The sequence below is a fragment of the Pseudomonas gozinkensis genome (genome assembly GCF_014863585.1).
Taxonomy (GTDB): domain Bacteria; phylum Pseudomonadota; class Gammaproteobacteria; order Pseudomonadales; family Pseudomonadaceae; genus Aquipseudomonas; species Aquipseudomonas gozinkensis.
This window is the reverse complement of the sequence record NZ_CP062253.1, coordinates 4,428,080-4,441,687: the sequence shown is the minus strand read 5'-3', so window position 1 is coordinate 4,441,687 and position 13,608 is coordinate 4,428,080. Positions and strand designations below refer to the sequence as shown.

Here is a 13,608-nt window from a genome sequence, read left to right as displayed (position 1 = left end):
GCGGACATGAAAAAGCCCTGCCAGTGATGGCAGGGCTTTTTTGCATTCGCGGGTTTCAGATGCCCATGCTGACCAGGGAATTCATGATGTTGCGCAACGTGCCGGCGATGGCGGGGTGTTCGAGTTCGAAGCGGTCAACTGCCAGATTCACGCCATCGGCGATGCTGGAGTCTTGAGTCGCAGTCTCGAGTTTTATTTCGGATTCAATCTGCGCCATCAGCGCGTGTAGATCTTCGCGTTCAACTTGCGACAGCGGTGGATTCTGTTCCAGCTGCTCGCGCAGGGTATCGAGCTGTTTTTGCAGTTCTTGGGCGGGCATGATGGTTTCCTTTTATCAATAGGCACTGGCATTGACCGCAGCCGCGCGCCAAAGGTCTATGACTGACCTTTAGATTAATCCACTCTTGGCCAACCTGCATGATCCCGGTCAGGGCTTTTCGCCTTTGAGACGGCGCAGGCTGATGTCTGCCAGACAGGTGTCGAGTTCGCCCAGATGATCGATCACCGAGTGCACGCCGAGGCCGAACAGCTGCACCGTCGCCTTGCCGCGTAGTTGTTCGCGTTCTTTCTGACTCAGGGCTTGCCATTCGCTCGGCGCCAGGCCGCACAGTGAGCCGCAGGACGCCAGGCCAATGGTCCACAACCCGGCATTCAGGCCTGATTGCAGCAGGCGCGGTTCACCACTGACCAGCACGCAACCGTCGAGGCGCTCGACATTCAGTCCCATCAACGCTTGCCAGCAGGCATTGGGCGCGGGCCAAGGATTGATTGTTGCCGAATGTTGCGGCGGTTTGATCCAGTCAGGCAGTGCCGATGACAGCACTTGAGTGAAGTTCGCAGACAGCTCATCCAGCCAGGCGCAGGGAATTTGCTGGCGTTGTAAGCTGTGCAGGCTGTCGAGGGCGCCGGGTGTGACATCGGCGTGTTCAGGGCCGACGCTGGTGTGATGACGGGCGCGGGCGCCGAAGTCCACCAGACAGCCGCTGAGTCCGAACAGCACGGCGGTCAGCGTCGGTGCCGCGAGGGGCATGGCTTCGGCTTGAGGCATGGAAAACGTCCCTGAAATAGCGATCAGGCTAGGCAACATCGGTGACAGTTGCATGACAGGCGAATGACGAAGCGTCCTACAGAGGGTTTCACTGGGGAACTGCCTAAAGCGCCGTTTCCGTCTTATACTGACGCACTAATCGCCGCGGCCCAGGTGCTGCGTCCGTACTATCCAAGGAGTTTTCTATGCGCTGGAGCCATCCTCTTGCTCAGCTTTGTGTATGTGCCAGCGTAATGCTGGTGCCGTTCGCCGCTCAGGCCGCAACGGAAGAAGACCCTTGGGAAAGCGTCAACCGTCCGATCTTCGAGTTCAACGATTTCGTCGACACCTATGCGCTGAAGCCGCTGGCGCAGGGCTACGAATTTGTTACTCCGCAATTCCTGGAAGACGGCATCCACAACATGTTCCGCAACGTCGGTGATGTCACCAACCTGGCGAACAACATTCTTCAGGCCAAACCGGCCGCCGCTGGCGTGGACACCGCGCGCCTGATCTTCAACACAACGTTCGGCCTGCTCGGTTTCTTCGACGTCGGCACCAAGATGGGCCTGAACCGCAGCGACGAAGACTTCGGCCAGACCCTCGGCTACTGGGGCGTCGGCAGCGGTCCTTACGTAATGCTGCCGCTGATGGGCCCGAGCACTCTGCGCGATGCGCCGTCCAAATACGTCGACAGCTACACCGGCCCGTATCGCTACATCAACGATGTGCCGGTACGTAACTCGATTTTCGGCCTGAACATCGTCGACACCCGCGCCAGCCTGCTGTCGAGCGAGAAGCTGATCAGCGGCGACAAGTACACCTTCATCCGCAACGCCTACCTGCAGAACCGCGAGTTCAAGGTCAAGGACGGGCAGGTTGAAGACGATTTCTGATCTCGATTGATCGGCAGAAAAGGGCGACCGCGAGGTCGCCTTTTTTGTGGGCGCGTCCAATGATTGGGTTACGGTTGAAGCCGTTCTTATAACTGCGAGTGATTTGACAAACAAAGTCTCCAAGCGACCATCGGCGCATGCTTGAAACGCTCGAAGGATGGGAGTACCGTCTGCGCCTTAGAAGGGCACCTCTGGTGCAACCGTGTGCGGAGCGAACGCTCCGAAGCGGTGCAGCAGAGAGGCTAGAAAGCGAATCCAGTAGTCTGCGCCGGGCCGTTGCCCCGCCTGCTACGCCAACCTAATTCTGGCGCCGTTTGCCCACATGCCAAAAACCAGTGCCACGCTGCTGATAATCGATGATGACGAAGTAGTGCGCGCGAGCCTCGCGGCCTATTTGGAAGACAGTGGTTTCAGCGTCTTGCAGGCCAGTAACGGCCAGCAGGGTCTTCAGGTATTCGAGCAAGACACGCCCGACTTGGTCATCTGCGATCTGCGCATGCCGCAGATGGGCGGTCTCGAACTCATCCGTCAGGTCACTGAGCGGTCACCGCAGACACCGGTGATCGTGGTCTCGGGCGCCGGCGTGATGAACGACGCGGTCGAGGCCCTGCGCCTGGGCGCGGCGGATTACCTGATCAAGCCTCTCGAAGATCTGGCCGTGCTCGAGCACTCTGTGCGCCGGGCCCTGGATCGTGCGCGCCTGCTGCTGGAAAACCAGCGCTACCGCGAGAAGCTGGAAAAGGCCAACCGCGAACTCGAAGCCAGCCTGAACCTGCTCCAGGAAGACCAGAACGCCGGTCGCCAGGTGCAGATGAACATGCTGCCGGAAAGTCCGTGGGCCATCGACGAATTCAGGTTCGCGCACCAGATCATCCCGTCGTTGTACCTGTCGGGTGATTTTGTCGACTACTTCCGGGTCGACGAGCGCCGGGTGGCGTTCTACCTGGCGGATGTTTCGGGTCATGGCGCCTCTTCGGCGTTCGTCACCGTGCTGCTGAAGTTCATGACCACGCGCTTGCTGTTCGAATCCAAGCGCAACGGCACGCTGCCGGAATTCAAGCCTTCGGAAGTCCTCGGTCATATCAACCGGGGGCTGATCAGTTGTAAGCTGGGTAAACACGTCACAATGGTCGGTGGAGTCATCGACGAGGAGACCGGTTTGTTGACCTATAGCATCGGCGGCCATCTGCCGTTGCCTGTGTTGTACACGCCTGACAGTGTTCGCTACCTCGAGGGGCGCGGTCTGCCCGTGGGGCTTTTCAACGAAGCCACCTACGAAGACCACGTGCTCGAGCTGCCACCGACGTTCAGCCTGACGCTGATGTCTGATGGCATTCTGGATCTTTTGCCAGAGCCCACACTCAAAGAGAAAGAAGCCGCTTTACCGCAAAAGGTGAAGTCGGCGGGCGGCAGCCTGGATGGTCTGCGGCAGGTTTTTGGATTGGCCACGCTAGGGGAGATGCCGGATGATATCGCCCTGTTGGTGTTGAGCAGGAATCTTTGATGAGTACCGGTAGAATCCAGTTCGCCGAGCAGGATGGCACCTTCGTCCTCAAGTTCGTCGGTGAAGTTCGCCTGACCCTGTGTTCGGCGTTGGATGCGACTATTGAAAAAATCTTCACCGCGCTGAATTTCAACGCGATCGTGATCGATTTGACCGAAACCCGCAGCATCGACAGCACCACGTTGGGCCTGCTGGCCAAACTGTCGATCCTGTCGCGGCAGAAGGTCGGCCTGCTGCCGACCGTGGTCACCACCCACGAGGACATCACCCGTCTGCTGCAGTCGATGGGTTTCGAGCAGGTGTTCAATATCGTCAACCATCCCGTGCCGTGCCCGGAATGCCTCGATGACCTGCCGGATCAGGATCAGTCGGAAGAGGTGGTGCGGATCAAGGTGCTCGAAGCGCACAAGATCCTCATGGGCCTGAACGACTCCAACCGCGAAGCTTTCCATGACCTGGTGAATGCCCTCGAACGGCACTGATCAGCCAGAACGCGAGGCACAAAAAAGGGCGAACCTGTGAGGGTTCGCCCTTTTTGCGTTTGCGCTCGGCCGATTACAGCTTGGCTTGCAGCAGCGCCTCGAGTTTTTCCTGGTCGCGGGCAAACTGACGGATGCCTTCGGCCAGTTTCTCGGTGGCCATCGCGTCTTCGTTGGACAACCAGCGGAATTGCGCTTCGTTGAGGCTCAGGCGCGCTTCGCCGGCATGGCCCGGAGCGAGTTTGCGTTCCAGCTTGCCGGTGTCGGCTGCCAGCTTCTCGATCAGGTCCGGGCTGATGGTCAGGCGATCGCAGCCGGCCAGTTGCTCGATCTGGTTGAGGTTGCGGAAGCTCGCGCCCATGACCACGGTCTTGTAGTCATTGGCCTTGTAGTAGTTGTAGATGCGCGTCACCGACTGCACGCCCGGATCGTCGGCACCGGTGTAGTCGTTGCCGTTGGCCTTCTTGTACCAGTCGTAGATGCGGCCCACGAACGGGGAGATCAGGAACACGCCGGCATCGGCGCAGGCAGCGGCCTGAGCGAAGGAGAACAGCAGGGTCAGGTTGGTCTGGATGCCTTCCTTCTCGAGGATCTCGGCGGCGCGGATGCCTTCCCAGGTCGAGGCGATCTTGATCAGCACGCGGTCACGGCCAACGCCGGCCTTGTCGTACAGCTCGATCAGACGGTGCGCACGCTTGAGCATCGCGTCCTTGTCGAACGACAGGCGCGCATCCACTTCGGTGGAAATGCGGCCCGGAATGACCTTGAGGATTTCCTGACCGACCGCGACGCCGAAACGGTCGCTGGCCAGGCCGACATCGCCCTTGCAGTCGCGCACGCTGGCGTTCAGCAGTTCGGCGTAGGCCGGAATCGCCGCGGCCTTGAGCAGCAGGGAAGGGTTGGTGGTGGCGTCGACCGGTTTGACCCGGGCAATCGCTTCGAAGTCGCCGGTGTCGGCCACGACGGTGGTGAACTGTTTGAGTTGTTCCAGCTTGGAAGTCATGAGCGTGCTCTGTCCTATGGGTCTGGTGACATTACCCGAGCGCCGACAGCCACTCAAGGGCATGTCGGCGTATCGAGCGCCCCGCAGGCAACAACCTGAAAACGACTGTTTGAAAGGCGGGGCGCGTTATCGATCAATACGATGCCAAAAAGGACCACAGGTTCAAAGCAACCGACCCGTTGCGCAGTGCCTATTCGGCGTTGAGCTGGGTCGAGGCCGCCGTTTGCGCCGGTTTCGCCCGGCCGTCGGAGGTCAGCAGGCCGAAATTCTTCTCCCGGTCGTTACTGCCCGACTCGCTGTTCTTCCATTCGTAAATCGACGTCAGCGGGATGTTGAGTTTTTTAACATCGGCGATGAACGCGCCGATTTTACTCGCTTGCCCGTCCGGCCCGCCGTTGGAAGCGAGCGCCGAGATGCCCCATTCACTGATGACGCCCGGCAAATGGAAATTTTGCTGGATGAAGGACTGCGCGTTACCGATCTGCGTCGCGGTCATGCCGTAAGGGTGATAGGAAATGGCATCCAGACACTCGGGATAGGTGCCAAGAATGCTGTTGAGTGCCACGGTCGAGGCAGAGCCGGCCGTCGGCGGGCGGGCGAAACCGAATCCCACCAGAGGCGTCGATTGCGGCTTGCCCTGCAGCGTCTTGCACATGGCCGTCATGAACGGCACGAAGGTGTTTTTGAAGTCTCCGGTGGGCCAGTAGGTGTCGAGGTCCGGTTCGTTCCAGATTTCGATTCCCACCAATTGCGCGCTCCAGGCTTGCTCAAGCCCGGTCACCGCGTTGGCGAAGGCTTCACCGGCGCTCGCCAGGTCACCGGTCAACGGTTTGGTGGCGCGCACAGTCATCAAGACCGGGAGCCCGGCCGATCGCGCCGCCGCAAACGCATCGCTGATCTGTTTCTGGTAGGCCTTGGCGCCGAGGCTGTCGCTCCACACGCCGAAGCGTACAAAACTGAACCCGGCCGCTTTGATCTGCTCGGCATCGGCCGGGGTGAAGTTCTGGATCTTGACCTGAACGCCGATGGTTCTGGCGGGTAGCGACGGGAACAGCGCGCTGGCGTGAACCTGTGCGGTTGCACTGAGCATCAACAGGGCGGCGGCACCAAGATGTTTGAGATGTGCTGATTTCATGTCGGCTCTCCTGATGAGAATGACATCTAGCCAATAGTTATCTCGTTGCCTGTATTTCGATGGCGAAGTGGGCGCGAAGTGCACAAATGTTATTTTTTGTCGGAAAACTTTCGCCCGAAAATCACAGTTATTTTTAGTCCGGTAATTCTGGTTGGGGGACTTTTAGAGGCCGTGGTACTTAATGCATCGGTATTAAGGGTGAATCTATTTCCGAGTGAGGGAAGGTCTTGCGGGTTCATTCGAATTTGCCAGGCATGTTGGCCGTTTGACATTACACGGGAAAGTAAACCTTGTTCAAAAAGATTCTTGTCGTTTGCGTAGGCAATATCTGCCGAAGTCCGACAGCGGAACTTCTGTTGCGCAATGCATTGACACCCTCGGCGATCAACGTGACCTCCGCAGGCCTGTCTGCACGGGTCGGCGAAGGCATGGAATCGAATGCGCGCCAGGTGCTGGAAGACCACGGACACAGTGCCGAAGGGTTCAAGGCTCGGCAACTGACAGCGGACATCGTCAATGAATCAGACCTGATTCTGGTCATGGAAAAACAACATGTTAATCAAGTACTGAAGATTGCCTCTCACGCCAGGGGCAAAGTGTTTCTGCTGGGCAAGTGGCAGAGCGAACGAGAAATACAGGACCCGTATCGTCAGGGGCAAGCCGCTTTTATTCATGCCCATGCATTGATTGAAGATGCTGTTAGCTCATGGGCGCAACGCCTGGCGCGTTGATGAATATTCTTCAGTTCAGTGAATGGTAAGAAAGACTTATGCAGTTACCGTCAGTAATCGGCACCCGCGACAACGATCAAGACAGTATTGATCTTCTCGGCATCTTCGGCAGCCTGATCGATCAGAAATGGTTGATCGGCGCCTTCACCGGCGCGTTCATGATGACCGGTGTCGCCTATGCGATTCTGGCCACGCCGGTGTATCTGGCCAACGCGCTGGTGCAGGTCGAACCGAAAAAGAACGACATGCTCGGTTTTTCCGACCTCAACAGCATGCTCGGCGGGCAATCGCCGTCGGTGACCGAAATCGGCATCATCAAATCCCGCGCAGTGATCGGCAAGACGGTCGACGACCTGCGGCTGGATATCGACGTCACCCCCAACACCTTTCCGCTGATCGGCGGCTTTCTTTCCCGGCGCTATCGCGGTGAGACCGAACTCAGCGTCGCACCGCCGCGTTTCGGCCTGAGCAGCTACGCCTGGGGCGGTGAACGCCTGGAGTTTGCAAAACTCAATCTGCCCAAGGAACTGCTGGGCAAGAAGCTCACCTTGATCGCCGGCGAACAACATCGCTTCCAGCTGTTGGATGACAACGACAACCTGCTGGTCGACGGCGTGGCGGGCGAAGCCTTCGCGCAGGACGGCGTAGAAGGGCAGGTCGCGCAACTGTTGGCCAACCCCGGTACCCGTTTCGAAGTGGTGCGCTACCCACGAATCGTGACCATTCAGGGGTATCAGGACGCTCTGGACATCTCCGAGCAAGGCAAGGAATCGGGGATCATCCGTCTGGCCCTGGCCAGCAGCGACGCCGCCGAAGCGGTGAAGATCCTCAACAAGATTGCCTCGCTGTACGTGGATCAGAACGTACGCCGCACCTCCGCCGAGGCGGCGCAGAGCCTGGCCTTCCTGCAAAGTCAGTTGCCGCAGGTCAAGCGCGATCTGGCCAAGGCCAGCGATGCGCTCAACGCCTACCAGACCCACGGCAAGACCGTGAATATCTCGCTGGAAACCCAATCGGTGCTCGGCCAGTCCGTGGCGCTCGAAACGCGGATTTCCGAGCTGAAGCTGCAACAGGCGGAGATGGACCGCAAGTTCACCAAACAGCACCCGGCCTACCGCGCGCTGATGACCCAGATCGGTGAACTGACCCAGCAACAGCGTTCGCTGGAAGGCAAGGTTCAGGACCTGCCGGCCACGCAGCAGGAACTGCTCAACCTGACCCGCGATGTCGAAGTCGCCTCGCAGATCTACACCCAGTTGCTGAACAAATCCCAGGAGCTGGACATCATCCGCGCCGGTGCCGTGGGTAACGTGCGTCTGGTGGATACGGCGGACGTCGACCTGACCAGCCCGGTCAAACCGAAAAAAGCCCTGATCGTGCTGATCGCCACTTTCCTCGGCGCCTTCGTCGGCGTGGCGCTGGTGCTGTTGCGCAAATCCTTGAGCAAAGGCCTGGAAGGGCCGGAAGCCATTGAGCAGCTCGGCTTGCCGGTCTACGCGTCGATCCCCTACAGCGCCCTGCAACAGGAAGAGGACAGCAAAAAAGTCCGGGCCAAAGTCGCGGCGGACACGCCGGCGTACCTCCTGGCCCTGCGCAACCCGACGGACCTGTCCATCGAATCGATCCGCAGCCTGCGCACCTGCCTGCACTTCGCGGCGCTGGATTCGACCAACAACCGCATCATGATTTCCGGCCCGAGCCCGCAGGTCGGCAAGACCTTCGTCTCTTCCAACCTCGCGGCGGTCATGGCGCAGAGCGGGCAGCGCGTGGTGCTGATCGACGCCGACATGCGCAAAGGGCACCTGCACAAGACCCTGAACACGCCGATCACCAACGGTTTGTCGGATCTGCTGGTCAAGCGCTGCACCCTCGATCAGGCGATCAACAAAGTCGAAGTCGACAACCTGCATTTCATCAGCCGTGGCCAGGTTCCACCGAACCCTTCCGAGCTGTTGATGCACGCCAATTTCCGCGAACTGCTGGCGCAGCTCAGCGAGCGCTATGACGTGGTGATCATCGACACGCCACCGCTGCTGGCCGTGACGGATGCGGCGATTGTCGGCCGTGAAGCCGGCATCAGCCTGATCGTTGCGCGGTTCGGGGTGAACCCGGCCAAGGAAATCGAAATGACGATCCGTCGTTTCGCCCAGAACGGTATCGAGTTGAAGGGCGCGGTGTTCAACGGCGTCGAGAAGCGTGCGGCCAGCTATTACGGCAACGGCAGCTATTACAACTACGAATACGCGTCCGACCAGTCCTGAATCTCAGCGACGGTCCTTACAGGCATGAAAGTGGGTGGGTTGTGAAAAAAATACTGCACGTGGCGGAAACGATCAAAGGTGGGGTGGCGACGGTCATCCGCACGATTTCGGCGGCGCCGGAAGACGGGCGCTATGAGCTGGTGTATCTGGTCCCGCTCGACCAGAAGAAAGAACTGCACGGCATCGATGCACAGCAGATCCGCACCTTCGCCCGCAGCGGGCGGAATGTGCCGTCGCTGTTGCGTTTTGCCTGGCAACTGGCGCGGGTCCTGCTCAAGGAAAAACCCGACGTGGTGCATTTGCACAGCACCTTTTCCGGGGTGATCGGCCGTTGTGTGTGCGTGCTGTTGCGACCGTGGCGCAAGCCGAAAATCGTCTACTGCCCCCATGCGTTTTCGTTCCTGATGGAAAGCTCGCCGATCAAGCAGAAAATCTATGCGGGGATTGAGCGGGTGCTGCAGAAGGTCACGGACACGATCATCTGCGTCAGCCAGTTCGAGCTGGACAAGGCCGCGAAGTTTGGCATCGAGCGCAAGCGCATGACGCTGATCTACAACGGCATTGATCACAAGAATGACGAACGCAAGGCCAACGATCCGGCACCGATTCATCTGCTGTTTGTCGGCCGCCTCGACTACCAGAAAGGCTTCGACGTGTTGCTCAAGGCCTACAGCGAAGCACAGCGCAGCGACCTGAAACTGACGGTGGTCGGCAGTGCGGTGAACGAGGATGTCGTCGAATGTCCGCCGCTGGATGGGGTGGAATACCTGCCTTGGGTGACGCCAACCGAAGTGCACGCGCTGTATCAGAAAGCCGATGCGCTGATCGTCCCGAGTCGCTGGGAAGGCTTTGCCATGGTGCCGCTGGAAGGCATGGCGCTGGGCTTGCCGGTGATCGCCAGCGACTGTACGTCGTTGCCCGAACTGGTCACCCATGGTGTGTCCGGTTACGTGTTCCCCGCCGGTGACCACCAGGCGCTGGCCGAGCGCCTGAAGAAAATCCAGAAGCCTGCGTTGTCGGCCCTCGGCATCGAAGGTCGGCGCATCGTCCGCGAGCGTTTCAGCGCCGCGTTGATGATCCGCCAGACCTACGACGTGTATTCCGCTCCCTCTTATTAAGTAGAAGTCCGCTCATGAACGTAACGATTTTGCATGGCTACAGTGCCTCCAATTCCGGCGATGGTCTGCTGGTCGATCTGGCCATTGCGCTGGTGCAGCGCAACTTTGGCGAAGACACCTCGATCAGCGTCGTGGCTTCCGATCCGGACTCTTTCAAATACCTGCCGCACCCACGCTTTGACGCGCCGGTCATGGCCGCCAAGGGCCTGGGCCGGGTCAAAGAAGCGGTGTTCCTCAATCAGTCCTACGCTGGGCTGGCGGATCTGTTGAAGAAAACCGATCTGATCGTCGGCGTCGGCGGCGGCTACATGCGCTCGAAAAGTGCCTTCGAGCACATCAAGCTGAAACTCGGCCACGCCAAGCAGCTGGAGACCGCGATCCTCAGCAAAGTGCCGTCGGTGTACCTGCCGCAAAGCATCGGGCCGTTCCACGGCGACAGCGACAAGATCGTCGGCCACTACGCCAGCGCCGATGCGGTGTTCGTGCGCGATAACCGCTCCTCGGCGCTGTTCGATGCTTGCGAAAATGTCTACCGCGCGCCGGACCTCGCGGTACAGGCCTTGGCCGGCAAGATCCTTCAGCAACCCAAGTTCACTCGCTGCGCCTCGACCCCTGCCACGGTGTGTGTGGTGCTGCGCAAACCGCCGGCGTGGAGCAAGGAAAAGAAGCTGGCCTACGTGGCCAACCTGAAGGTGCTGCTGCAGCGCCTGAAGAACAAAAGCAAAGTGGTCTGCGCCGTACAGAGCGCCGTGCGTGGTAACGATGACGGCGCGTTTTATCGCGAACTGGGCATCACCGAAGACCTGCTGCCGCTGAAGGCGACGCTGGCCAAATACCAACCGGACCTGGTGATTTCCGTGCGCCTGCACGGCGCGATCGAATCGCTGCTCTCGGGTGTGCCGGCGTATCACATCAGCTACGAACGCAAAGGCTTCGGTGCCTATCAGGACATGGGCGTCGAGGACTGGGTCATCAACGGCGGCGACATCAATGTCGACACCATCATCGACACGGTTTACGCCCCTGACGCGCTGTCGAATTTCGGCAAGCGCCTGACCGATACCTGCCGCGAGATCGAGGCGAAAACCGTGGCCATGGACGACATCATCAAGGGCGTCATTCGATGATATTCCGGCTGTTGCTGCGGGGCGGGGCACTGGGCGCGAAGTTCTTGCTGGTGCTCGCCATCACCCATTACCTCGGTTACGAGGCGCTGGGTTTTTACGGCGTGGTGGTCGCGGCGTCGTTGATCGCGTCGAAGTTCTACAGCGTCGGTTTCAGTTCCGAGATCAACCGGCTGATCAGCGTGGGCGGCAGTTCGCGCCGGGTCGTGGACAAGGTGCTGCTGCTGTACCTGGCCGTGGGGCTGGCGTTGTCGGTGCTGACGGTGGTGATTTATTCGCTGTTCCAGTCGGTGGAAGCGACCACCGCGCTGATCGCTTGCGTGACGCTGGTACTGCTCACCGAGCACCTGTCGTTCGAGATCAACTCGTTCGTGTTTTCCGCGCAGAAAGCCACGGCGGGCGCGTTGCTGTTCTTCATCAAGACCGGGCTCTGGGCGCTGCTGGCCGTGGGCGGGATGGCGCTCGGCTGGGTGTCCGCAATCGCCAGCGTGCTGTGGCTGTGGGTTATCGCCAACGTGCTGGTGATCGTCGCCGGTTACCTGATTGTGGTGAACGTCCATCGCGGGCGGGAAGAGGGAACGTTGGCGACGGCGGCGGTTTGGAAAGCCGGGTTGCCGTTTTACCTCGGCACTGGCCTGATCGCCCTGAGTCAGTATGCCGAGCGCTTTCTGATCATCGACCTTGAACCTTACGCCAGCCTCGGTAAATACGTGTACGCGTGGTCGGCGGCCAACACCTTGCAGGCGCTGTCCTACGCGGTGGTGGCGGTGGTCGGCATTCCGCTGCTCGCCAAGCGTTATCAGGCCGATCAGCAACCGTTCACGGTCAGGCAGTTGTTCGTGAACAAATGGGTCGCGCGGTCGCTGGTGGTGTCGGCGGCGGTCGCGGTGGGGATTTATCTGTTCTTCAACGTGGTGCTCGACTACGTCGCCACCAGCGTTCCGCGTCCGGACAACGGCATTCTTGGTGTACTGATTTTCTCCTTCGCCCTGCGTGCCATTGGTGACATTGTCTGGGGCGGGTTGATCGCTTCGAAAAACAGTCGGGTGTCCCTCGCCAGCGCGGCCATTTGTCTGTTGGTTTCAGTGCCGGTGAGTTACCTGCTGATCAAGCATTATTCGATCTACGGCGCGGCCTGGGGCAACGTCTTCGCGATCATCGTTCAACTCGGGGTGATTGCGCTGCTGACTCGCGCCACGCGCGCGAAAAAGGCTGTCGTGTCATGGGCCTGAAACTGCCGTGCATCGAGTTTCGCGGCCGCCGACTCGATTCCTCGCTGTCGTTCCTGATTCTGTTCACCGGCCTGTTTCTGTCGGTGGCCATGCCGCTGCTGATTCCCCGCGATCCCGGCCCGGATGCGATGACCCTGTGGTCGTCCTACGCCCGGGCCGACAACTGCAATTTCTGGAACCCGTTTTCGCCGGATCGCTCGTCCTACGAGTGTTCGGCGTTCCTGCTGCGGCCCACCGGGATCAACCTGACCAACGCCTGGGCCTACGGGATGTTCTGCAACTTTTTCCTCACGGCGATTCCCGTGGTGGTGTTCCGGCGCATGCCGCTGACCATCTTCGGAACCCTGTGCCTGTGGGGCATCGTGCGTTCGTTTTTTCTGGAAAACCTGACCAAGGAAATCATTGTGTCGGTGGCGGTGCTGAGCATTCTGTTCAGCTCGCTGACACGCAAATATCGCGGCGGATTTTTCCTCTCGGCGGTGATCTACGGCGTGCTGATCCGGCCTTACTGGATCCTGTTTTCGCTGTCCTGGGTCGGCGTCTGCGTGATGAAAAAGTACGTCTCGCGTACGACCTTCTTCCTGATGCTGTTCCTGTTCTATCTCGCGGTTGCGATGGCGATCCAGCTGGCGCTGGGCTTTCCGGTGTCGTCGATTCGCGCGAGCAACAACGAACTGCGTACGGCGGGCGAGGAGGGTTCCAAATCATTGATCGTCTCGTGGCTCAGCGGCAGCGACTTCGTCTCGCAGGCCCTGGACTCGATGATCATTTTCTTCCGGTTGTCGTTCCCCGTTGAACTGATCCTGCTGTCCGGCCCGGGTCAGGTGATCTTCGTGGCGTTGATGATCATGACCGCATTGCTGCTGTTCAAAGTCATCACCTCGACTGATTACAAGGGTGCACCGATCCAGACCAAACCCAAGGAACTGATCGCGATTCCGCTGGCGTTCCTGCTGGTTCAAGGCTTGTTCGAACCGGACTTCGGTTCCTTCGCCCGGCACTTTTCGATGGTGGTGCCGGTGCTGTTCGTGGGCCTGGGGTTGATGCTGCGGGCGAACAAACCGGTGAAGGTCGAATCAAGAATTCTGAATTGAGGCG

At 59.6% G+C, this 13,608-nt stretch carries 13 protein-coding genes; 9 read left to right on the top strand and 4 right to left on the bottom strand.

The features are described from left to right. Positions 1-55 precede the first annotated feature (55 nt). Positions 56-319, bottom strand: a complete 264-nt coding sequence (locus tag IHQ43_RS19685) for a DUF4404 family protein (RefSeq protein WP_192561797.1) — start codon at positions 317-319, stop codon at positions 56-58. A 108-nt stretch (positions 320-427) separates the two neighbouring features. Beyond that, a complete protein-coding gene (gene pcrP, locus IHQ43_RS19680; RefSeq protein ID WP_192561796.1) occupies positions 428-1,048 on the bottom strand; it encodes an HAD superfamily inactivated hydrolase PcrP in 621 nt (206 codons plus the stop codon). A gap of 185 nt (positions 1,049-1,233) precedes the next feature. Between pcrP and IHQ43_RS19675 the strand changes: the two genes are divergently transcribed. From IHQ43_RS19675 to rssC, 3 genes are all read left to right on the top strand, one after another. Continuing rightward, positions 1,234-1,923, top strand: a complete 690-nt coding sequence (locus IHQ43_RS19675) for an MlaA family lipoprotein (protein WP_192561795.1) — start codon at positions 1,234-1,236, stop codon at positions 1,921-1,923. A 322-nt stretch (positions 1,924-2,245) separates the two neighbouring features. Beyond that, positions 2,246-3,427 (top strand): two-component system response regulator RssB, encoded by a 1,182-nt coding sequence (rssB, locus tag IHQ43_RS19670; protein ID WP_041475374.1) that lies wholly within the window; start codon positions 2,246-2,248, stop codon positions 3,425-3,427. After that, positions 3,427-3,909 carry an anti-sigma factor antagonist RssC gene (gene rssC, locus IHQ43_RS19665; protein WP_003226553.1) on the top strand — a complete coding sequence of 161 codons (483 nt, stop codon included), beginning with the start codon at positions 3,427-3,429 and terminating at the stop codon, positions 3,907-3,909. Before rssB ends, rssC begins: the two co-directional genes overlap by 1 nt. 73 nt (positions 3,910-3,982) lie before the next feature. On the opposite strand, the gene tal is transcribed toward rssC, so the two are convergent. Further along, on the bottom strand, positions 3,983-4,909 hold the full coding sequence (tal, locus tag IHQ43_RS19660; protein WP_007951616.1) for a transaldolase: 927 nt from the start codon (positions 4,907-4,909) through the stop codon (positions 3,983-3,985). Positions 4,910-5,099: 190 nt separating this feature from the next. Then, complete coding sequence (locus IHQ43_RS19655) at positions 5,100-6,044, bottom strand: glycosyl hydrolase family 5 (protein WP_192561794.1); 945 nt, start codon at positions 6,042-6,044, stop codon at positions 5,100-5,102. Positions 6,045-6,334: 290 nt separating this feature from the next. Here IHQ43_RS19655 and IHQ43_RS19650 point away from each other — a divergent pair, with 290 nt between their 5' ends. The 6 genes from IHQ43_RS19650 to IHQ43_RS19625 are packed head-to-tail and all read left to right on the top strand — an operon-like array spanning position 6,335 to position 13,604. Further along, entirely contained in the window at positions 6,335-6,775 is a 441-nt protein-coding gene (locus tag IHQ43_RS19650) for a low molecular weight protein-tyrosine-phosphatase (protein WP_192561793.1), read from the top strand. A 38-nt stretch (positions 6,776-6,813) separates the two neighbouring features. Next, positions 6,814-9,036: a polysaccharide biosynthesis tyrosine autokinase gene (locus IHQ43_RS19645; RefSeq protein WP_007951619.1), complete on the top strand. Its 2,223-nt coding sequence runs from the start codon at positions 6,814-6,816 to the stop codon at positions 9,034-9,036. Positions 9,037-9,077: 41 nt separating this feature from the next. Next, the gene (locus tag IHQ43_RS19640; RefSeq protein WP_192561792.1) at positions 9,078-10,154 is read left to right on the top strand and encodes a glycosyltransferase; all 1,077 of its coding nucleotides are present in this window, start codon (positions 9,078-9,080) and stop codon (positions 10,152-10,154) included. A gap of 14 nt (positions 10,155-10,168) precedes the next feature. Beyond that, entirely contained in the window at positions 10,169-11,281 is a 1,113-nt protein-coding gene (locus IHQ43_RS19635; RefSeq protein WP_192561791.1) for a polysaccharide pyruvyl transferase family protein, read from the top strand. Beyond that, positions 11,278-12,510, top strand: coding sequence for an MATE family efflux transporter (locus tag IHQ43_RS19630; RefSeq protein WP_085608227.1), 1,233 nt, complete (start codon positions 11,278-11,280; stop codon positions 12,508-12,510). The genes IHQ43_RS19635 and IHQ43_RS19630 overlap by 4 nt, the downstream gene beginning before the upstream one ends. Further along, complete coding sequence (locus IHQ43_RS19625) at positions 12,501-13,604, top strand: hypothetical protein (protein WP_007951624.1); 1,104 nt, start codon at positions 12,501-12,503, stop codon at positions 13,602-13,604. Before IHQ43_RS19630 ends, IHQ43_RS19625 begins: the two co-directional genes overlap by 10 nt. The last annotated feature ends 4 nt before the right edge of the window (positions 13,605-13,608 follow it).

Excerpts from the sequence above, each read along its gene's own strand:
- IHQ43_RS19685 (WP_192561797.1), bottom strand. The coding sequence starts at position 319 with ATGCCCGCCCAAGAACTGCAAAAACAGCTCGATACCCTGCGCGAGCAG.
- pcrP (WP_192561796.1), bottom strand. The coding sequence starts at position 1,048 with ATGCCTCAAGCCGAAGCCATGCCCCTCGCGGCACCGACGCTGACCGCC.
- IHQ43_RS19675 (WP_192561795.1), top strand. The coding sequence starts at position 1,234 with ATGCGCTGGAGCCATCCTCTTGCTCAGCTTTGTGTATGTGCCAGCGTA.
- rssB (WP_041475374.1), top strand. The coding sequence starts at position 2,246 with ATGCCAAAAACCAGTGCCACGCTGCTGATAATCGATGATGACGAAGTA.
- rssC (WP_003226553.1), top strand. The coding sequence starts at position 3,427 with ATGAGTACCGGTAGAATCCAGTTCGCCGAGCAGGATGGCACCTTCGTC.
- tal (WP_007951616.1), bottom strand. The coding sequence starts at position 4,909 with ATGACTTCCAAGCTGGAACAACTCAAACAGTTCACCACCGTCGTGGCC.
- IHQ43_RS19655 (WP_192561794.1), bottom strand. The coding sequence starts at position 6,044 with ATGAAATCAGCACATCTCAAACATCTTGGTGCCGCCGCCCTGTTGATG.
- IHQ43_RS19645 (WP_007951619.1), top strand. The coding sequence starts at position 6,814 with ATGCAGTTACCGTCAGTAATCGGCACCCGCGACAACGATCAAGACAGT.
- IHQ43_RS19635 (WP_192561791.1), top strand. The coding sequence starts at position 10,169 with ATGAACGTAACGATTTTGCATGGCTACAGTGCCTCCAATTCCGGCGAT.
- IHQ43_RS19630 (WP_085608227.1), top strand. The coding sequence starts at position 11,278 with ATGATATTCCGGCTGTTGCTGCGGGGCGGGGCACTGGGCGCGAAGTTC.
- IHQ43_RS19625 (WP_007951624.1), top strand. The coding sequence starts at position 12,501 with ATGGGCCTGAAACTGCCGTGCATCGAGTTTCGCGGCCGCCGACTCGAT.